22 protein-coding genes are annotated in these 18,617 nt (G+C 49.9%); 21 read left to right on the top strand and 1 reads right to left on the bottom strand.

Going from position 1 to position 18,617, the window contains the following annotated elements; genetic code table 11:
• The 18 genes from trpD (at position 1) to BM412_RS14070 (ending at position 15,835) form a co-directional block, all read left to right on the top strand.
• Entirely contained in the window at positions 1-1,053 is a 1,053-nt protein-coding gene (gene trpD / locus BM412_RS14155) for an anthranilate phosphoribosyltransferase (protein ID WP_091218982.1), read from the top strand.
• Positions 1,043-1,837 carry an indole-3-glycerol phosphate synthase TrpC gene (trpC, locus tag BM412_RS14150; protein ID WP_091218979.1) on the top strand — a complete coding sequence of 265 codons (795 nt, stop codon included), beginning with the start codon at positions 1,043-1,045 and terminating at the stop codon, positions 1,835-1,837. Before trpD ends, trpC begins: the two co-directional genes overlap by 11 nt.
• On the top strand, positions 1,837-2,544 hold the full coding sequence (locus BM412_RS14145) for a phosphoribosylanthranilate isomerase (protein ID WP_091218977.1): 708 nt from the start codon (positions 1,837-1,839) through the stop codon (positions 2,542-2,544). The genes trpC and BM412_RS14145 overlap by 1 nt, the downstream gene beginning before the upstream one ends.
• On the top strand, positions 2,541-3,746 hold the full coding sequence (trpB, locus tag BM412_RS14140; RefSeq protein WP_091218974.1) for a tryptophan synthase subunit beta: 1,206 nt from the start codon (positions 2,541-2,543) through the stop codon (positions 3,744-3,746). Before BM412_RS14145 ends, trpB begins: the two co-directional genes overlap by 4 nt.
• Positions 3,742-4,551, top strand: a complete 810-nt coding sequence (trpA, locus tag BM412_RS14135) for a tryptophan synthase subunit alpha (protein ID WP_091220446.1) — start codon at positions 3,742-3,744, stop codon at positions 4,549-4,551. Before trpB ends, trpA begins: the two co-directional genes overlap by 5 nt.
• A 192-nt stretch (positions 4,552-4,743) precedes the next feature.
• Positions 4,744-5,841: a histidinol-phosphate transaminase gene (gene hisC / locus BM412_RS14130; protein WP_091218971.1), complete on the top strand. Its 1,098-nt coding sequence runs from the start codon at positions 4,744-4,746 to the stop codon at positions 5,839-5,841.
• 4 nt (positions 5,842-5,845) lie between these two features.
• A complete protein-coding gene (locus BM412_RS14125; protein WP_091218968.1) occupies positions 5,846-6,937 on the top strand; it encodes a prephenate dehydrogenase in 1,092 nt (363 codons plus the stop codon).
• Between the two features lie 508 nt (positions 6,938-7,445).
• Positions 7,446-8,042: an RNA polymerase sigma factor gene (locus BM412_RS14120; protein WP_090976703.1), complete on the top strand. Its 597-nt coding sequence runs from the start codon at positions 7,446-7,448 to the stop codon at positions 8,040-8,042.
• On the top strand, positions 8,039-8,641 hold the full coding sequence (locus BM412_RS14115; protein WP_091218965.1) for an anti-sigma factor family protein: 603 nt from the start codon (positions 8,039-8,041) through the stop codon (positions 8,639-8,641). The genes BM412_RS14120 and BM412_RS14115 overlap by 4 nt, the downstream gene beginning before the upstream one ends.
• A 50-nt stretch (positions 8,642-8,691) precedes the next feature.
• Complete coding sequence (locus tag BM412_RS14110) at positions 8,692-9,282, top strand: histidine phosphatase family protein (RefSeq protein WP_091220439.1); 591 nt, start codon at positions 8,692-8,694, stop codon at positions 9,280-9,282.
• 146 nt (positions 9,283-9,428) lie between these two features.
• Positions 9,429-10,697, top strand: coding sequence for a hypothetical protein (locus tag BM412_RS14105; protein ID WP_091218963.1), 1,269 nt, complete (start codon positions 9,429-9,431; stop codon positions 10,695-10,697).
• Between the two features lie 293 nt (positions 10,698-10,990).
• Positions 10,991-11,173, top strand: coding sequence for an IDEAL domain-containing protein (locus tag BM412_RS14100; protein WP_090976696.1), 183 nt, complete (start codon positions 10,991-10,993; stop codon positions 11,171-11,173).
• A 164-nt stretch (positions 11,174-11,337) separates the two neighbouring features.
• Positions 11,338-11,760, top strand: coding sequence for a DUF2487 family protein (locus tag BM412_RS14095; protein WP_091218960.1), 423 nt, complete (start codon positions 11,338-11,340; stop codon positions 11,758-11,760).
• 254 nt (positions 11,761-12,014) lie between these two features.
• Complete coding sequence (locus tag BM412_RS14090; RefSeq protein WP_091218957.1) at positions 12,015-12,545, top strand: Rieske (2Fe-2S) protein; 531 nt, start codon at positions 12,015-12,017, stop codon at positions 12,543-12,545.
• A gap of 16 nt (positions 12,546-12,561) precedes the next feature.
• A complete protein-coding gene (gene qcrB / locus BM412_RS14085; RefSeq protein ID WP_090976689.1) occupies positions 12,562-13,233 on the top strand; it encodes a menaquinol-cytochrome c reductase cytochrome b subunit in 672 nt (223 codons plus the stop codon).
• Positions 13,234-13,255: 22 nt separating this feature from the next.
• Positions 13,256-14,137, top strand: coding sequence for a menaquinol-cytochrome c reductase cytochrome b/c subunit (locus tag BM412_RS14080; protein ID WP_091218954.1), 882 nt, complete (start codon positions 13,256-13,258; stop codon positions 14,135-14,137).
• A 163-nt stretch (positions 14,138-14,300) separates the two neighbouring features.
• Positions 14,301-14,873 carry a DUF1405 domain-containing protein gene (locus BM412_RS14075; RefSeq protein WP_091220438.1) on the top strand — a complete coding sequence of 191 codons (573 nt, stop codon included), beginning with the start codon at positions 14,301-14,303 and terminating at the stop codon, positions 14,871-14,873.
• 44 nt (positions 14,874-14,917) lie between these two features.
• Positions 14,918-15,835, top strand: a complete 918-nt coding sequence (locus BM412_RS14070) for a sporulation protein YpjB (protein WP_091218952.1) — start codon at positions 14,918-14,920, stop codon at positions 15,833-15,835.
• 6 nt (positions 15,836-15,841) lie between these two features.
• On the opposite strand, the gene BM412_RS14065 is transcribed toward BM412_RS14070, so the two are convergent.
• Positions 15,842-16,669, bottom strand: a complete 828-nt coding sequence (locus BM412_RS14065) for a YitT family protein (RefSeq protein WP_091220436.1) — start codon at positions 16,667-16,669, stop codon at positions 15,842-15,844.
• Between the two features lie 204 nt (positions 16,670-16,873).
• On the opposite strand from BM412_RS14065, the gene BM412_RS14060 reads away from it, so the two are divergent.
• The 3 genes from BM412_RS14060 to dapB are packed head-to-tail and all read left to right on the top strand — an operon-like array spanning position 16,874 to position 18,607.
• Positions 16,874-17,194: a nucleotide pyrophosphohydrolase gene (locus BM412_RS14060; protein WP_091218949.1), complete on the top strand. Its 321-nt coding sequence runs from the start codon at positions 16,874-16,876 to the stop codon at positions 17,192-17,194.
• A 53-nt stretch (positions 17,195-17,247) separates the two neighbouring features.
• The gene (locus BM412_RS14055; RefSeq protein ID WP_091218943.1) at positions 17,248-17,793 is read left to right on the top strand and encodes a tetratricopeptide repeat protein; all 546 of its coding nucleotides are present in this window, start codon (positions 17,248-17,250) and stop codon (positions 17,791-17,793) included.
• Between the two features lie 7 nt (positions 17,794-17,800).
• Positions 17,801-18,607, top strand: a complete 807-nt coding sequence (gene dapB, locus BM412_RS14050) for a 4-hydroxy-tetrahydrodipicolinate reductase (RefSeq protein ID WP_091218941.1) — start codon at positions 17,801-17,803, stop codon at positions 18,605-18,607.
• Positions 18,608-18,617 lie beyond the last annotated feature (10 nt).

The following is an 18,617-nucleotide window of genomic DNA, read 5'->3' as shown; positions in this document are numbered from 1 at the left end:
ATGGCAGTTACGAATGAACTCATGACGATGCAGCGGGCGCTGAATGTAGTGGTTGGCGGGACTAACCTGACGCGGGAAGAAGCACGCGGCGTAATGGAGATTATTATGAGCGGCGAAGCATCCGGTGCACAGATCGGCGCCATCGCAACGGCGCTTCGGATGAAAGGCGAAACCAAAGACGAGATTACCGGCTTCGCGGAAGCGATGCGTTCGTTTTCCAATCATGTTCATACCGAGCGCAACGGACTTCTGGACACCTGTGGAACAGGTGGATCCGGCATTCATAAATTCAATATTTCGACAGCTTCTGCTATCATAGCTTCAGCGGCGGGCGTCCGCGTTGCCAAACACGGCAACCGGGCGATGTCCGGCAAATCCGGCAGCGCAGATACGCTTGAGGCGCTTGGCGTCAACATTACGCTGTCACCGGAGCAGGCAGCACGCTGCCTGGATGAGATCGGGATCTGCTTCATGTTTGCGCAGCTTTATCATCCATCCCTTAAATACGCGGCTGGTCCAAGACGCGAGATCGGTATCCGTACCATCTTCAACATGCTCGGACCGTTAACGAATCCGGCCGGCGCCGACCGTCAGCTTCTCGGCATCTATGATAAATCCAGAACCGAGACCATCGCTTCCGTATTAGGCGAGCTTGGCTTGAAGCGTGCAATGGTTGTGAGCAGCTTCGACGGTCTGGACGAAATCAGCATTTCTTCACCGACACAAATTTCGGAGCTGCTTGGCGGCACCGTACGCACGTATACCATTACGCCGGAGGAACTTGGTTTGACTACTCGTTCGCTGAGCGAAGTCATCGGCGGGGATGCGAATGAGAATGCGCGTATCATCCGTTCGATCTTCAACGGGGATGACTTCGGCGCATACCGGGACATCGTGCTGGCTAACGCAGGCGCATGTATCTTCGTCGGTGGCGGCGCGGACTCCTTGCAGGCGGGTGTTGCAGTGGCGCGGACCGTCATCGATTCCGGCCAAGCAGCGATGAAACTGCGGCAGTTGATTGAAACGACAGGAGAGTTGAGCCATGTTTCTTGATAAAATCGTAGCATCGAAACGAAAAGAAGTAGATGATTTGGCGGAGCATTTCTCCATTCGAGAGGCAGAGCGTCAAATCGCGGAATTGCCGCCTTGCCGTGGCTTCGAGCTTAGACTAACGTCCGGGACGAAGCGGGATCTGGGTTTAATCGCGGAAGTGAAGAAAGCATCGCCTTCGAAAGGTCTCATCCGGCCTGATTTTGACCCTGTCGCACTTGCCCGCATCTATGAAGAAGCAGGCACGGACTGTATATCAGTGTTGACGGACGAGGATTATTTTCAAGGAAAGAACGAATATTTGACCGCTGTTTCGCGGGCTGTAAATGTCCCATTGCTTCGTAAAGATTTCACGGTGGATCACCGTCAAATTTATGAAGCGCGCTTAATCGGCGCAGATGCCATCCTGTTGATCGCTGCCATTCTTCGTCCTTCTCAGCTTGCTGATTTCTATGAAACGGCCAAAGCGATTGGGCTTGACGTACTTGTGGAAGTCCATGATCAAGAAGAGGTGGAATCCGTCCTTGGGCTGGGCAAAGCAACGCTGGTGGGGATTAATAATCGCAACTTGCACACCTTTGTAACGGATATTAAGACGACAGAGCGTCTGATTGGATTGGTGCCTCCCGGCATTACGGTTATTAGCGAGAGCTCGCTCTCTTCGCGAGAGGATATTGCTTTCGTTAAAGACGCGGGTGCGAAAGGCGTGCTGATCGGCGAACATTTCATGCGTCAGCCGGATGTAGGCGCAGCTGTAGAGCAACTAATGGGACCGGTGAACGCGTAATGTCTGCTGCTGGGACTAAACAAGACAATAGAGGTAAGTTCAATCCGATACGTATTAAAATATGCGGTTTGCGAGACGTGGCAACGATTCGCGCGATGAACGGTTTGGCCTTTGACGAAATGGGATTCATATTTGCGGCAAGCAAACGTCAAGTGTCGCCTGAGCTTGCGCGGACGCTGATCGAGGAAGCTCGGAAGCTTCGCTTGCCAGAGGATAAAGCTCCTTTGACGGTCGGCGTTTTCGTTAATCCAAGCCTTCAGGAATTGCAGTCCGTTCTTGCAGTTGCACCGCTTGATGTCATTCAGCTGCACGGCGATGAATCACCTCAGTTTTGCGCGCAGGTGAGAGAGACGCTGAACGCGCAAGTATGGAAGGTGTTTTCCGTAAAGGATAGCCAAGGAGATGACGCCGGCGGAGCTTCAAGACTTGAAGGTTATGCCGGGGTGGTAGACGGGTTTCTCATTGACACAGCCGGCGGCGGCACCGGACAGACGTTTGCATGGCATGTCATTGATCGGTATATGGAAGCTGCGTCGGCCATCCGCGTACCGCTCTATGTGGCTGGCGGGCTTCATCCGGATAATGTCGTGGATTTGGTTAGTCAATATGCCCCGAGCGGCGTAGATGTGTCGAGCGGCGTGGAGACAGATGGCTTGAAGGATATTCAGAAAATTCGATTGTTTGTGGAAAGGGTGAGAAGCGTATGATCCAAGTCCCGGACGTAAACGGGCGCTTCGGTAAATTCGGCGGACGTTATGTGCCTGAAACGCTCATGAACGCGCTGCTTGAGTTAGAGGAAGCATACCAGCATTATTCGAAGGATCCGGAATTCATTGCAGAGGTTCGTTACTTATTGACCAAATATTCGGGCAGGCCTACTTCGCTGTATCACGCACAGCGCTTGTCCGATCATCTTGGCGGCGCGCAAATTTATTTGAAACGCGAAGATTTGAACCATACCGGTGCACATAAAATCAACAATACAATTGGCCAAGGCGTACTTGCCAAGCGGATGGGAAAAACGAAGATCATCGCCGAAACAGGAGCAGGCCAGCATGGTGTTGCTTCCGCTACGGTAGCGGCGCTGCTAGGTATGGAATGCAAAGTGTTCATGGGCGAAGAAGATACGAAACGCCAAGAGCTGAATGTATTCCGCATGAAGCTGCTAGGTGCAGAAGTAGTTCCCGTTACATCAGGCACACGTACACTGAAGGATGCTTGTAATGAGACACTTCGCTACTGGGTCAGCCATGTAGATGATACGTATTACATCCTTGGTTCCGTAACCGGTCCTCATCCATACCCGATGATGGTTCGCGATTTCCAGCGTATTATCGGGGATGAATCCAGAGAGCAAATTCTTAAAGAAGTCGGACGTTTGCCTGATTATGTCGTAGCTGCAGTCGGTGGTGGAAGTAACGCCATCGGGATGTTCTATCCATTCATCGGCGATGAAGGGGTGAAGCTGCTCGGCGTTGAAGCAGCCGGTCGCGGCGTGGAAACCGAAGAACATGCGGCAACGATGACGAAGGGACGCCATGGCGTATTCCAAGGCTCGCTCAGCTACGTGCTGCAGGACGAGCATGGTCAAGTACAGCCGGCTCACTCGATTTCGGCAGGACTGGACTACCCGGGTATCGGACCGGAGCATGCTTACCTCAAAGACACAGGCCGTGCTAATTACGTGCCGATTACAGATGCAGAGGCGCTCGAAGGGCTGCAGCTTCTGTCGCGTACAGAAGGCATCATCCCGGCACTGGAGTCTGCGCATGCCATCGCTGAAGTAATGAAGCTCGCTCCGACGCTCAGCCGCGATCAAATTATCGTAGTCAGCTTGTCAGGCCGCGGAGACAAAGACGTGCAAGCGATTATGGGCTACTTGGGAGGCGACGAAAACCATGGCCATTAATGAAATAGATGCATCGTTCCAGCGTCTGCGTGAAGAAGGCCGCACGGCGTTGATCCCTTTCCTTACCATCGGCGATCCTGATCTGGGCACCTCAGTGGAAATCATTGGGGCGCTGGAACAGGCCGGCGCTGATATGGTAGAGCTTGGCGTTCCTTATTCGGACCCGTTGGCGGATGGCCCTGTCATTCAACGCGCTTCCGAGCGTGCCTTGAAGAACGGCCAAGTCACGCTGGTTGACTGCATTCAGGTTGCCGAGAATGCCCGTCAAGCCGGCATTAAACTGCCATTCATCCTGTTCTCCTATTATAATCCTATTCTGCAATACGGTCTGGAACGGTTCTTTGACCTCGTTACCGAGAAAGGAATCAGCGGCTTAATCATTCCGGATTTGCCGATCGAAGAGGACGCTGAGGTTCGCGCAATGGCTGAAGCAGCGGATATTCATCTCATCCCGCTTGTAGCCCCAACATCCAATGACCGCGTGAAGCGCATTGCTTCCAAGGCCCGCGGATTCGTCTATTGCGTATCGTCGCTTGGCGTTACCGGCGTTCGCGCTGACTTCCATAGCGGCATTGACGAGTTTCTCGCCACGGTTCGCGAAGCCACAACAACGCCAATCGCCGTTGGCTTCGGTATTTCCAGCCGCGAGCAGGTGGAGCGCTTCGGCAAACAGGCCGATGGCGTCATCGTCGGCAGCGCGATTGTTCGCAAGATCGAAGAGGTCGTACCTTTGCTGCAATCATCGGATACGAAGCAGGAAGGCTTAGATCAAATCCGTGCATTTGTTCAAGAGCTGCGAGGCTAAAGCGTCAATCCGATACCCTTTGAACTGCCTCAGGCAGCTCAAAGGGTATTCTTTTTAGAGAACGCTTCTGTACATAAAAGCTTAAAAGCGCGAAAGAAAATCGGGCAAAAAGCTTTTAAATGACCACAACATGTGAGACAATGTTGGAATAGCAATTCTAAACTACACGCCACATATACGAGGTGATTATTGGTGCAACCCAAACAAAGTATCGTTCATTTGCCAGTGTACCAACCAGGCAAGCCAATTGAAGAAGTAAAGAGAGAGCTCGGCCTTAAAGAAGTCATTAAGCTCGCATCCAATGAGAATCCGTTCGGAAGCTCCGAACATGCGAAAGCTGCCATTCAGAATGAGCTTAACAACATTAGCATCTATCCGGACGGCGGAAGCGTCGAACTGACTAAGGATCTAGCACAATATCTCGGCGTTGCGCCGAAACAGATTATTTTTGGCGCCGGTTCCGATGAAGTCATTCTTATGCTTGCCCGTGCTTACTTAACGCCAGGCGACGAGACGATTATGGCCGATGAAACGTTCCCGCAATATAAGCATAACTGCGAAATTGAAGGTGCGACGATCATCGAAGTGCCGCTGAACAACGGTACGCATGATCTGCCCGCGATGCTGGCTAAAGTAACGGACAAAACGAAGATCATTTGGGTTTGTAATCCTAATAACCCAACGGGTACGATCGTACGTAAAGAAGAGCTCGAAGCATTCGTGCGTCAAGTGCCTTCGAACGTTATCGTTGTACTGGACGAAGCTTACTTTGAATATGTAACGGATGCCGGCTATCCGGATGGCATTTCGCTGCTGCCGGAGTTTAAGAACGTCATCGTATTGCGTACGTTCTCCAAAATTTACGGACTTGCTTCACTCCGTATCGGCTATGGCGTCGGTCACGAAGACGTGATTCGCTCGATCAATCAAGTTCGCGAACCGTTCAACACGTCTCGTTTCGGCCAAGCTGCTGCGAAAGCATCGCTTGCCGATCTCGAATTTCTTAATAGCTGCAAGGAGCGCAATGCGGCAGGTATCGTCTATATGTGCGAGCAATTTGACCGCCTTGGTCTTAGCTATTTCGAAGCGCATGGCAACTTTGTGATGGTAGATGTGAAGCTGCCTTCTCAGCAAGTATTCGACGGTCTGCTGCGCAAAGGGATCATCTCCCGTGCTCGTTGGTCCTACTACCCGAACCATATTCGCATTACGGTAGGCAGCCAGGCGCAGAACGAAGCATTCGTTCACGCGCTGGAAGAAGTACTCTCAGAAGCGGCGGTGCTGGGTTAACACCATGACGAAAATTGCGATATTCGGCGTCGGTTTAATCGGCGGCTCGCTCGCGCTTTGCTTTAAAGGCAAACCGGGTTTAACGGTCGTCGGCCATTCCGTTCGTGAATCATCCGTAGCCAAGTACCTCGAGAGAGGCGTTGTCGATCATGCGACGACGTCTCTGCGCGAGGCGGCAGAAGGCGCGGATTTTATTTTTCTGTGTGTGCCCGTAGGCTCGCTGGAGCAATATGTGCATGATTTAAGCGGACTTGATTTAAAGCCGGGCTGCATCATTACGGATGTAGGCAGCACCAAAGCCTCCGTTGCCGCAACGGCACGAAACGCTCAATTAGGTAATGCCGTATTCATCGGAGGACATCCGATGGCGGGCTCAGAGCGCTCGGGGGTAGAAGCAGCTTCCTCGTATTTATTCGAGAATGCTTTCTACGTATTGACTCCTGATGCCTCGACGGCTCAGCGAGATATCGACAGTTTGACTGAACTGCTTGCCTATACGAAAGCCCATATTGTTCACGTGGCCCCAGAAGAGCATGATGAAATTGTCGGTGCGATCAGTCATCTTCCTCATATCATAGCGGTGGCACTTGTGAACCTGGTACGCGGCTATAATGAAAGCAATTCGTTATACAGCGTTCTCGCAGCCGGAGGTTTTCGCGATATTACACGTATCGCATCCAGCGAACCGGGGGTATGGCGCGACATTCTCGTGAATAACCGGGAAGTGTTGTTAAAGCTGCTGCGCGAGTGGCAGGAGGGGACAAGCGACTTCATTGATATGCTGCAAAACGAAGATGGGGCGGGTATTGAGCTGGCTTTCCAGCAATCCGGCCAATTTCGGAGCAAGCTGCCGGAGCGGCGCAAAGGAATGATTCATTCCTTCTATGAATGCTACATTGATGTCCCTGACCATCCCGGCATCATTGGCCATGTCGCTACGGAGCTGGGCAACAGCAATATCAATTTAAGCAATATCCAAATCATCGAGAGCAGGGAAGACGTACCTGGAATTCTTAGGCTCAGCTTCCGCAAGCAAGAGGATCTGGATCTCGCTGTACAGAAACTGGATTTAATTGGGTATTCTGTTCATTTTTAAAATAGTTGGCGCACAAATGAAAACGCTTATTGACAGAATGAAAACGTATACATATAATAAGGGTACAGTATGGTTTCTCTCCACTCCTATCCAAATCCATCGCATATTTTTGCGGGGCCGCCTTATAGGCGGTCTTTTTTTTTGTCCGGATACCCATTTCGGTGAAACATTAAGCCCGGATCGTTCGTCACATACAGAGAGAACGAATGCAAGTGAACTGAATGCCTTATAGATGAAACACGCGTCAATGTGACTATATAGAATCGGATCTTTGTGAAAACTTTACCCTAACGTGAAGCAAGCCATGTTACAATCGGTGTAGATTATGTAAAAAAGTGGGTCAAAGCATTATGTCGAAAGAAGCAGGATTTTCGGTTTATATAACGAAATAATTAATGAATAATGCGAGGAAACATTTTTTTAATGATCGCGCAACTTTTCACTCTCGTGTCGGTACAATATAGTACCGAACCGGGAGCACTCCTAAGGCCAAGGAGGGTCGCCCGCGATGACGGATTCCCAGCTTATACGCGAAATCAAAGATGGTAACATACAGCTATACTCCGAATTAATGCGGCGCTACCAACGTAAAATCCTTGCCTTCATCTACCACATGTTAAAGAGCGCCAAGCTCGAACTTCTGGCAGAGGATTTATGCTCGGAAACGTTCTACAAGGCGTATCGTAGTCTGCATTCATTCCGGGAAGTTGATGCTTCCTTCTCTACATGGTTGTATACCATAGCACGAAATACGGTACTTAGCGAATTGCGCAAGCAGAAAGCAGGCAGCGTATCCTTTGACGAAGTCGGATACATTCCTATCGCGCCGCCGGAAGCCGTTCCGGAGCAGCGTTTGCTGCAGAGCGAGCGGATGTCCATGGTTCGTGATGCGATTAACAGCCTGCCGGAGAAACAGCGATCAGCCCTTATTTTACGAGAGTATGACCAATTGGATTATCAGGAAATTGCCAATATCCTCGGTCAAACGGTAAGCTCCGTAAAGTCGCTCCTGTTTCGTGCACGCAGCAGTGTCAAAGTACAGCTTGAACCGTATTTCGGCGAATCGCCAATGCTGGAGGAATACGAGGGGATGAAAATGCGATGAAGTGCCTCGAAGTACAACAATCGTTTGGCGTCTATTGGGATTTGTCCGAAGATGATAGCGAACGAATGTCAGTCAACGAACATCTTCTGACCTGCGAGACATGCAGGGAGGAATTTCGTGTATGGGAAGAAAGCGAGCAACTAATCAAGTTCTTCTCCGATCATTCCGATGAAATCGGCCCGATCGATCATTTGAATACCGGGGTTATGGACCGTATTTATACGGAACAGTCCTGGTATATGCCCGTTTCCAATCGTAGCTATCAATTCTCTAAATCATTCCGCAGGAATGTGACGGCTATAATTGCGTGCTGCATGGCGATGTTCGTTTCCGGACTTTTCTATTTGTTGAAGGGACTCGGAAATTCCTCTTCGGTTGAGGTGGCAAAGCTGACGGGATTGCTCGAAACAGCCAACGCTGCGAGCGACAGCTCCGTCATCAGCGCAGACTTCTACGCAGATGTTCCCGTTGCCAGCATTAGCGATCCAATCGTTCTGAATATAGTGCCGACGGTACCGCAATACTATGTGGCGTTATCGTTACTCGGCATTATCATTACATTACTCATTCTCAACTGGTTCTCTCGTACACGAAATTAACGAATACGTCTACATAGATGATGACTTCTCATTGAAAGAGGGAATGAATGTTGCGGATCGGACTCATACGCCATGGTAAGACAGACTGGAACGGACTTGGCAAAATCCAAGGACAAACCGACATCCCGCTAAACAGTGAAGGAATCAGGCAAGCCCAAGCGCTGGCTTACCGGCTGCTGCATGAACCGATGAAATGGGACGCTGTCGTTTCCAGCAACCTGTCTCGCGCCGTCGAAACGGCCCGAATCGTTGCCGACACATTAGGCATTCCGTTGTTACCGGGCGATGCGCGACTTCGCGAACGGTTCTACGGAGAGATTGAAGGAACGACAGAGCCCGAGCGTCAGGCTAAATGGGGCCCGAACTGGAAACGATGCGACTGCGGACAAGAAAACGATGCTTCCGTTCGAGAACGATCGCTAGCTTTCGTGGAGGAAGCTGCAGCTGCTGTACCTGCCAGAAACTTGCTGGTCGTGACGCATGGCAGCTTGCTTGCCCAGTTGCTGCAAGCGATGTGCGCGGATCTGACGGACAAACCGATCCACAATTTATCTTTCTCTATCATGGAACGAGAAGGGGCAGCATGGACGCCGCTGCTTCATAACTGCACGCTTCATCTCGAGCAGCTTCAACAAAGCTGAGGGCATCAATGTATAAGGTAAAGAACAGCCACTGACCAAGAATGATTGGGTCGGTGGCTTTTTTTGTCTCGGAGGTTATAAATTTCGCCAATGTTCCCATAATGGTAGTAAACCTGCAAGCGGGGCCGGGAACGGAGGTTTGATAGATGAATTTAGCGGACATGCTTAGCTACGCGGACATTGGCCAGCTGAGCCGGATTGCGACAACCTATCAATGTGAGTGCAATGGAAACTCGAAGAATGATTTGATTCAGTCTATTTTATCCACGGTGAATCGCAGGGATGTATTTGAGGCACAAATTGGAGCGATGAAGCTGGAGGATCTTCGATTTATCAATTCTCTCTTGTTTGATGCTAGAGATGCTTTCAGTTTGGAGGAGCTGATAGCACGTGTACAGCAAAGCAGATTCAGCAGTACAGAAGCGGATGCGTTGACGGATAACGGAATTGGCCAATCGGTTTCTGCTGTCGAAACGACGGCCGAGCCCAAGAAAAGCCGCACCTCCAAAGCTAAAGACAATACTAAGGCCAAGGTGAAGCCGACCAGCAAGACCAAAGCAGCCAAAGAGAAACAACAGCCTGAAGCCGGGCCGAGAGATACGATTTCGAGGTTTAAGCAATACGGTTGGTTGTTTAACGGATATGCCGGAGCGGATCGTTACTTATTCCAGGTTCCGACTGATTTGAAAGAACGGTTTAAAGAAACGATGGAACGCAGGCTCGTCTCCCAAGTTACTTATACAGATGAAGAGCCGCATGCTTACCGGGATGAACAAATGTTAATGGGTGACGATGTTTCGCAGCTTCTGACCTATATTCACTTGAACGAAATCTCGCTGACGTCTGAAGGAAACATGTACAAGCGGAATGTCCTGCAGCTTCTTGAGCTGTTCGGTGTGAAGGAACAGCTTCCGGGGAAAGGGGAATGGCGCTTCGGCTACGGGAGAAGAATCAAGGAATATCCTAGCCGAATGTCGCTCCTGTACGACTATTGCTTCTATAAAGGATGGATTGCAGAGACCGAAACGATGCTTGTGCTGACGCCGGCAGGCAGAGACAGACAAGTGTTGAAAACGTCAGAGCCGCCGGACAAGCTGTATCAATTCTGGCTCAGACTTTACAAAAGTCCAATTCCCAATATTCGGGCGATCGTACACTGGATCGATAAGCTTGGAAGCCGCTGGGTCAAAGCCGAGACCATTATGAGTACGCTGACCCCCTATATTAAACCCTTCTATTATGATCAGCCTGAAACGATTCTGGAACAGCGGCTAATTAGCATGATGATGCATTTGGGTCTCCTGAGAATCGGGGAGCATGCTGAATTTGGACAAGTGATTCGGATGACGCCGCTCGGCAGGACTATCGTGGCGGGGCAAAGCATCGACGATGAGGCGATTGTACTGAACCGTTAACAAGGCATTTGTACGGGAAACGGTAGGCATGAGCACATTTCATGGCCCTAAGAGGGCCATCGTCCTTAGCGGAGTTCATTGTGATGAATATGATTTAGTAGAGCCGGTTCGCTCAATGATGGGGTTTACACAGATGGAACCCACCTATACGCTTTCACTTATTCGCCTGCGGGAATCGTCACAACTTAAGACAAGAAAGACGATCGGCCTTGATCAACAAAAGACGATGGAGAGCGGCTTACGTAAGGAAAGGAATATAGGATCTCTTAAACGCAGTGTTGGAGGTGTATCCTATGGACAAAATGAAAGTATCGTACGAAGTGATGCTCGGGCTTGCTGCAGAAATGTTACTTGATGAAGCTGTACTCAAATTCCGTAGGGATAAGCTTTATCAAGCCATTGATCAGGCGCTTGCCTCCGGCGACAAGGATAAATTCCGTCGCCTGACCGACGAGCTGAAGTCTTTATACGCATAAGCAAGCAGCAGTTCACGCTGCCTAAAGCCAAGTCTGCAGTCCGCGTTTCGGAGTTCTCCGACAAGCGGCTTGCGGGCTTTTTTTTGTGGAGGTATGATAGGTTAGATGCTAGAATACCCTAAGAACGTTTGACGCATGCTTAAGATGAAGGAATGGTGAGAGGAATGAAATTCAGCGAACTAAGCGCTGAGCAGTGGGCGGAGCTGCAGCCTTATCTGGACACAGCAGTACTGCCGGTTACCGGATTAACGGGAGGCGAAATGCCGCATGAAGCAACCGCTGCACTGGAACGGCTTCGAGATGTACTAGACTTAATTGAGAATCCGTTCAAAGGAAGGATCGTTACATACCCGGCTTGTCAATACGGCGAATGGACGCCGGCATTCATAACGCAGCTTAAGGGAGTTTGTGACAATTTACGTGGAATCGGCTTTAAGCATGTCATTATTGTAACCGCATTTTATGTCGCAAGCGAAGGCGTCGAAACAGGTTCGGACCTGATCATCCAGCCTGTCGAAAGCGGTCAAATACCCAGCGCAGCCGAGGTTAGTGACGCTGTTCGGAAGCTTTGGCTCGGAAGAGCGTAGTAATCTTATGCTGCTATGGCATTAGATTGCATAAGGTGACAGCTCTTGGGGAAAAACAAATGCCAGACAAGGTCAATTGTGACAAAATGATAACAAATCTAAGAAGCGTTTTTGATCCGAACAGCAAATTGCCCGCCATATTCTTGACGCTCCAAATCACCTAGGCTATTATAGGTAATGTCCTAGTTCATCATATGTTTTGCCTTCTCCGGCAGAACACAAGATATGGCTCAGCAAAGGGGGTAGAACAGAAGATGAGTAACCATGAACAACACGAAAATTCGCATCGCCCGGTGAAACGGAGCGGAATGTCACGACGTCAATTTTTGTCGTATACGCTTGGAGGCGCAGGCGCATTCATGGCTGCAGGCATGTCACTTCCGATGATACGTTTTGCGGTTGACCCGATTTTGAAGAAAAAATCCGGCGGTACCTGGATTAAAGTTGTCGAAGCAAACAAGCTTACGAACGAACCTCAGGAATTTAAATTTAAAATTCATCAGGTTGACGGCTGGTACGTCAGCGATCCGGAATTAACGGCTTGGATTTCAACTGACGATCAAGGTAAAGCATTCGCGCTTTCCCCGGTGTGTAAGCATTTGGGATGCACGATCGCGTGGAACACGGAGAAAAACAATGAGTATGTTTGTCCGTGTCATAACGCCCACTACACCAAGGACGGTAAGAACTTGATTGTAGCACCTAAGCCTCTCGATGAGTATGACCTCAAAATCGAGAACGACTGGGTATATCTTGGACCAATTAAAGCAAATACACGGGTATAAGGAGGCGTAAGCTCAGATGTTAAAAGGTGTATACAACTGGATTGACGAACGTCTTGATATTACGCCGATGTGGAGGGACGTTGCGGACCATGAAGTTCCGGAGCACGTTAACCCTGCTCATCATTTCTCCGCATTCGTGTACTGCTTTGGCGGATTGACGTTTTTCATCACAGTCATTCAAATTTTGTCGGGTATGTTCCTGACGATGTACTTCGTACCGGATATTATCAATGCTTATAAGAGCGTTGACTATCTCCAGCACAAAGTGGCATTCGGCGGTATCGTTCGCGGTATGCATCACTGGGGTGCATCACTCGTAATCGTCATGATGTTCCTACATACGCTTCGCGTATTCTTTACAGGTTCATACAAGGCGCCGCGCGAAATGAACTGGGTTGTCGGGATGTTGATTTTCTTCATCATGCTGGGCCTCGGATTCACAGGCTACCTGCTTCCTTGGGATAACAAAGCCTACTTCGCGACGAAGGTTGGTATTCAAATCGCGGAATCCGTACCGTACATCGGTACATATATCAAAGAATTGATGCAAGGCGGCGAGATCGTAGGCGCAGAAACGCTGACGCGCTTCTTCGCTATCCACGTCTTCTTCTTGCCAGGCGCACTGCTTGCGCTTCTTGCGGCACATTTCTTTATGATCCGGAAGCAAGGTATTTCGGGACCACTATAAGCCGAAAGGAGGCATTTTGCGAATGGCACACGGCCACAAATCAAACGAAAAAGTTGTATTCGTTGGTGACTCGCGGGTTCGTAAAAAAGCGGTAACTGGACCGATCACACCACCTGACTATTCCGCTTATCCAGGCAAATCGGAAGCATTTATTCCGAACTTCCTGCTTAAGGAGTGGATGGTTGGTGTTGTCGTACTCGTTGGATTCCTTGTTCTGACGATTTCAGAAGCAGCTCCGCTCGGTTATCCGGCGGATCCTACGAATGCTGCTTTTATTCCGATGCCGGACTGGTACTTCCTGTTCCTGTATCAATTCCTTAAATTGCAATACGTATCGAAGGACTATGTCGTTCTGGGTACAGTAGGCGTTCCGGGTATCGCATTCGGCGCGCTGATGCTGGCTCCATTCCTGGATACAGGTAAAGAGCGTCGTTTCTACAGACGCCCGATTACTTCGATCCTAATGTTCATGTCGCTTATTTCCGTCTTCTATCTAACGAAGCAATCGTGGGATCACTACCAGCACGAGCTGAAGTTGACTAACACGATTCCCGAGCATATCGTTCGTGAAGAGAAAGCGCGTGAAGCTGCAGAGAAAGCCGCAGAATCTGGCGGCGGCGGTGGCGAAGCAGCAGCTGTTGAAGTTCCGCTCGTGGATAAAGATGATCCAGCTGTCGAACTGACTAAGAAAGCACAATGCGTAGCTTGTCATGGTGCGGATCTGAAAGGTAACGAAAGCGCCGGAATTCCATCTTTCCATGGTATCGGTGACGAATTCAGCAAGGAAGAGCTTGTTGATATCGTAACAAACGGTAAAAACAACATGCCTGCATTCAAAGACAAGCTGACAGCTGAAGAAATCGATCAACTGACAACTTGGCTTGCGAAGCAAAAAGCAGAATAAACAATAGCACAAACTAAACCTGATCGTACGCTGCGATCAGGTTTTTTTATAAACTAATGTTGCCTTTTGCAACGTTGTCCAGAAGGAGAGTGATCTGGTGTTGAAGTCTGCGGGATTCTTGTGGAGCCGCGCTTTGTGGACGAATCGGCTGTTCCTCTGGCTGATGGTGTTAACGAATGCAGCAGGAACTGTATACGGTTACATTTGGTATGGCAAGCAAATGGAATACACGCTGCAATTTCATCCGTTTTGGCGGATTGTTTTTGTACCGGACAGCCCGACAGCCAGCTTGTTCTTTACCTTATCACTGCTGTTTCTTATCTTTCCGGTACTTGCGAAGCCGAATCCATTCTACATAGGACTGCGGTCCATTATTGAAGCGCTTGGCGTCGTCACCTCAATTAAGTACGGCATCTGGGCAGTCACGATGATCGCTGCCGGTGCGGCGCAAGGCGATCCTCTTGAATGGCAGCATTACATGCTGATTGTTTCCCATTTGGCGATGGCGGTGGAAGCGCTGATTTATATCCGATTTATGGTGTTTGGCCGTTTTGCCGCTTTTCTGGCGCTCTTGTGGCTGCTGCTGAATGATACGATGGATTATACGTATTTCATCTATCCGTGGCTTCCGGATGTGTTGGAGAATGATTTGCCGGCAATTCAGTCCTTTACGATGGGGTTATCCGTCGTCAGCTTGCTCTCGACTTGGCTCTTTATCTCATTTCGCAAGGTCTAAGTTTGGACATCCCCCCATACCTTGATAATGGGGGGGATGAGAGCATGCGTTCATCAACGTTATTCGCGCTGTTATGCAGTGTAGTGATTATCGTGCTGCTTTCCGGATGCAATCTATCTACTTATGCTGCCGGAAATTTGGCCAAGCCTGCATCGACATTGAAGCCTGGTACCGATGAAGGGTCCAATGCGATCGCACAATTAAGTACATTGTCGGATCAAATTTATACGGCTGCCTATGGGTCGAACCGCCAGTTGGTATTTACCCTGCTGCAGCGGCTTGAAACATTATCGGCGGCAAAGGCTGTACGTACAAGCGGGACCGCTGCAGGCTGGACTGCTTTTGACGAAAGTATGGAGCTGGCCAAGGATGCGCTCTTGCAAAAGCATGCAAGCGGGTTATGGTATACGCAGGCGGCCAGACTAAAGCTGGCGAGCGATGCATTAAACAGGCCGAATGTGCCGCTGTGGCTGCAATATGAAGGTATACTGCGAGAAGATGAACAACGGATCCGGACAGCGTGGCAGATGCAGTCCGAGGGACGTGCGGAAGCAGCCGCGGTGACGTTAGGAATTTACAAGGAACATGTGGAACGTTTCGAGGTTGCTGCACTTATGCAGCGGGATGAAGCCAGCTTGCGTCTATTGAAGGAACAGATGTCGTATGCGGAGCAGGTGCTTGCAGGGGTCGAGGGTGGTACGGCTAATCCGGAAGCGGTGCAAATTGCGCTGAGCGGGCTGGATCATGCCGCAAATCAATTATTCAGGCATTCGGATGGGGAAGCGGCAATAGCGGAAGTAATTCCGCCGGGAACGACCATTGGCAGTCTGCGCAATGGACGCGCCCAAATCGCGGAGATGTTTATTGCGGCTTTCGTTATGGCGATTCTGGCTCTGGCCGGCTGGCGCAAATACAGGCAGCAGCTGAACGGGGTTCCGTTTCCGCGCGAGCGGTTCAAATAAGAGTCGTTATTCTTCTTTGAACCCTTCACCAAGCACATCATGTACTTCGGATATGACGATAAAAGCAAGCGGGTCTATACTGCGAACGATCGATTTCAACTGTCGGATTTCATGACGGGCGACGACGCAGTAGAGGACCTGTTTTTGTTTGCCTGAATATGCGCCTTTCGCTGGAAAAATGGTCACGCCGCGTTCCATTTCTTTGGTTATTTGCAGTCCAATTTCATCGCCGGCTTCGGTGATGATGGAGAATGCCTTTGCCGCATAAGCGCCTTCTTGGATGAAATCGATCATCTTCGATGCAATGAATACGGCCACGAGCGTATACAACACTTTCTCTTTCGATATGTAGAGAAGCGAGACGCCGATAATGATAATATCGAGTGTTAGAATGACTTGTCCCATGCTCCAGCCTCGCAGCTTAGAGGCTATGCGGGCAATGATGTCAACGCCGCCGGTAGTACCTCCGAAGCGGAACACGATTCCAAGACCTGCCCCGAGCGTTACACCTGCATATAGTGCAGCGAGTATGTAGTCATTAGAGGTTTGAAACGGCACAATCCAACCTGCCTCGATCATTTTCTCCATTAAGTAGAGAAAAAAAGACAAGGACACACTGCCGAATATCGTATAGCCGGTATGGGAGCGCCCAAGCACTTTCCATCCTATAAAGTAAAGAGGGATGTTGAGCACCAGCGTCGAGATGGAAAGCGGCCAATCGAGCGAGTAGTTAAGCAGGATCGCGATCCCGGTAACGCCGCCTTCCATGAGCTGATTCGGGATGAGAAAGTAATGGAGCCCGAAAGCATAGATGGCTGTACCCAGCATGACCATCGGAAGCGTGCGAAGCAGCTGTGCATAATTGGTTTTCAAAGGGTAATTCTCTCCTTTCCGCAAGGTCGTAAAATTATGAAGGCTTTAACATAGTATGTCTCTTTGCAGGGATTGTCAAAAGCATTGTTTTCAAAAGCGCTTTGATATAACATATGAAAAGAACCTCATGTCAAGAGAGGGTGTTTAAAGGTGTCAGAGAAATCAATGGCCGAGCTGCAGCGGGAAGTCGACAAGTATATCTCCCAGTTCAAGGAAGGTTACTTTAGTCCGCTGTCCATGCTGGCCAGAATGTCGGAAGAAGTAGGCGAGCTTGCGCGTGAGGTCAATCATCAATTCGGCGAGAAACCTAAGAAAAAGGATGAAGCGGACAACTCCATCGAGAATGAGCTGGGTGACATCTTATTTATCGTCATCTGCTTTGCGAACTCATTAGGAATCGATCTTACCGAAGCGCATGACCGTATCATGCACAAGTTTCATACAAGAGATGCCGATCGCTGGACACGAAAAAACGTCGAACCGTAAGTCGTGTCCTTACATATGCTGTACCATCACCTGTGTACAAGGAGGATGGGCGGATGGACGGAGAGAGCAGTATTAAGAAAGCTTACGAAGCCATCCTAAGCGGCGATTTCGAACAGGCAATCCTGTTTTTTGAAGAAGCGATTGCGCTGGAACCGAGTAATGGAGCAGCTTACTATAAATGCTCGATCACTTGTGCCCGCAGCGGAAAATGGCAGAAGGCGCTCCAATATGCAGAACAAGCGGTACAGCTTGAACCTTTGCAAGTGATTTATCAGTTTCATCTGGAAACAGTAAAGGCTAAAGCGCTTGTACTGCAAGCTGAAGGATTGTTGTCTCGTTCGCCAACGCATACCGAGGATGCGCTCGCCTTGCTGCATGAAGCATCCAGGCTGGATCCTCTCAATATCGAGGCGCTGCTTATGCTAAGCGCGGCCTATGCGACGGTCAGCCGATTTGACGAGGCATCTCTCTACGCCCGCGAGGCGGTTAGGCTCGAGCCTGAGCATGCGGCTGCGCGCCGGTTGTTCGCCGATATGAATCGCAAGCGGCGAATGCTGAGGGCGAACAGTCAACGTACTAAACGGAAAAGGAACAGGTGAAAGCAGGATGTCGACGGAATTGATTCGAGTTGCAGTAATGGGAGCAAGCGGCCGCATGGGTCGTGAGGTCGTGAAAATGGTACTACAAGATGAAATGCTTACACTGGCGGCTGCGGTATCTCCATCAGCAGGTCCGATCGATGCCGGTACATTGGTCGGACTTCAGCCGTGTGGCGTTACTGTCAGCGCGGATCTGGACGAAGCGCTTGCAGCTGCAAATGCGGATGTACTCGTTGATTTTACAGTACCCAGCGCTGCATATGGCAATACTACTATAGCAATTGCTCACGGTGTCCGTCCGGTTATCGGAACGACGGGATTAACGCCTGAGCAAATGAATGAATTGGACGAGCTGTGCAAAGAGAAAGGAATCGGAGCTTTGATTGCTCCAAACTTCTCTATCGGCGCTATCCTCATGATGCGTTTTGCCGCGCAAGCAGCGAAGTACATGCCTCATGTTGAAATTATTGAGTACCACGGGGATCAGAAACTCGATGCTCCATCTGGGACGTCCATCAAGACGGCAGAGCTGATCTCGGCTGCACGCCAAGAGCTGCGCCAAGGGAACCCGAAGGAAGAAGAAATTATCGAAGGCGCACGCGGCGGCTATTATAATGGATTCCGTATACATAGTGTTCGTTTACCGGGTGTTTTTGCCCAGCAAGAGGTTGTATTCGGCGGTCATGGGCAAACGCTCAAAATTCGCCATGATTCCTACGAACGTGCCGGTTACATGCCGGGCGTGAGCGCAGCTTGCAAGAAAGTAATGACATATACAGGACTTATTTACGGCTTCGAGCATTTGATGGACTAAATGACCTAAT

This window comes from Paenibacillus sp. BC26, assembly GCF_900116125.1.
In the GTDB taxonomy this organism is placed as follows: Bacteria; Bacillota; Bacilli; order Paenibacillales; family Paenibacillaceae; genus Paenibacillus_Z; species Paenibacillus_Z lignilyticus.
The sequence above is the reverse complement of the archived record's forward strand: the minus strand, read 5'-3'. Positions and strand labels throughout refer to the sequence as shown.

Coding starts and splice junctions, on each gene's coding strand:
- trpD (WP_091218982.1), top strand. CDS start 1: ATGGCAGTTACGAATGAACTCATGACGATGCAGCGGGCGCTGAATGTA.
- trpC (WP_091218979.1), top strand. CDS start 1,043: ATGTTTCTTGATAAAATCGTAGCATCGAAACGAAAAGAAGTAGATGAT.
- BM412_RS14145 (WP_091218977.1), top strand. CDS start 1,837: ATGTCTGCTGCTGGGACTAAACAAGACAATAGAGGTAAGTTCAATCCG.
- trpB (WP_091218974.1), top strand. CDS start 2,541: ATGATCCAAGTCCCGGACGTAAACGGGCGCTTCGGTAAATTCGGCGGA.
- BM412_RS14125 (WP_091218968.1), top strand. CDS start 5,846: ATGACGAAAATTGCGATATTCGGCGTCGGTTTAATCGGCGGCTCGCTC.
- BM412_RS14120 (WP_090976703.1), top strand. CDS start 7,446: ATGACGGATTCCCAGCTTATACGCGAAATCAAAGATGGTAACATACAG.
- BM412_RS14115 (WP_091218965.1), top strand. CDS start 8,039: ATGAAGTGCCTCGAAGTACAACAATCGTTTGGCGTCTATTGGGATTTG.
- BM412_RS14105 (WP_091218963.1), top strand. CDS start 9,429: ATGAATTTAGCGGACATGCTTAGCTACGCGGACATTGGCCAGCTGAGC.
- BM412_RS14100 (WP_090976696.1), top strand. CDS start 10,991: ATGGACAAAATGAAAGTATCGTACGAAGTGATGCTCGGGCTTGCTGCA.
- BM412_RS14095 (WP_091218960.1), top strand. CDS start 11,338: ATGAAATTCAGCGAACTAAGCGCTGAGCAGTGGGCGGAGCTGCAGCCT.
- BM412_RS14090 (WP_091218957.1), top strand. CDS start 12,015: ATGAGTAACCATGAACAACACGAAAATTCGCATCGCCCGGTGAAACGG.
- qcrB (WP_090976689.1), top strand. CDS start 12,562: ATGTTAAAAGGTGTATACAACTGGATTGACGAACGTCTTGATATTACG.
- BM412_RS14080 (WP_091218954.1), top strand. CDS start 13,256: ATGGCACACGGCCACAAATCAAACGAAAAAGTTGTATTCGTTGGTGAC.
- BM412_RS14075 (WP_091220438.1), top strand. CDS start 14,301: ATGGTGTTAACGAATGCAGCAGGAACTGTATACGGTTACATTTGGTAT.
- BM412_RS14070 (WP_091218952.1), top strand. CDS start 14,918: ATGCGTTCATCAACGTTATTCGCGCTGTTATGCAGTGTAGTGATTATC.
- BM412_RS14065 (WP_091220436.1), bottom strand. CDS start 16,669: ATGGTCATGCTGGGTACAGCCATCTATGCTTTCGGGCTCCATTACTTT.
- BM412_RS14060 (WP_091218949.1), top strand. CDS start 16,874: ATGGCCGAGCTGCAGCGGGAAGTCGACAAGTATATCTCCCAGTTCAAG.
- BM412_RS14055 (WP_091218943.1), top strand. CDS start 17,248: ATGGACGGAGAGAGCAGTATTAAGAAAGCTTACGAAGCCATCCTAAGC.
- dapB (WP_091218941.1), top strand. CDS start 17,801: ATGTCGACGGAATTGATTCGAGTTGCAGTAATGGGAGCAAGCGGCCGC.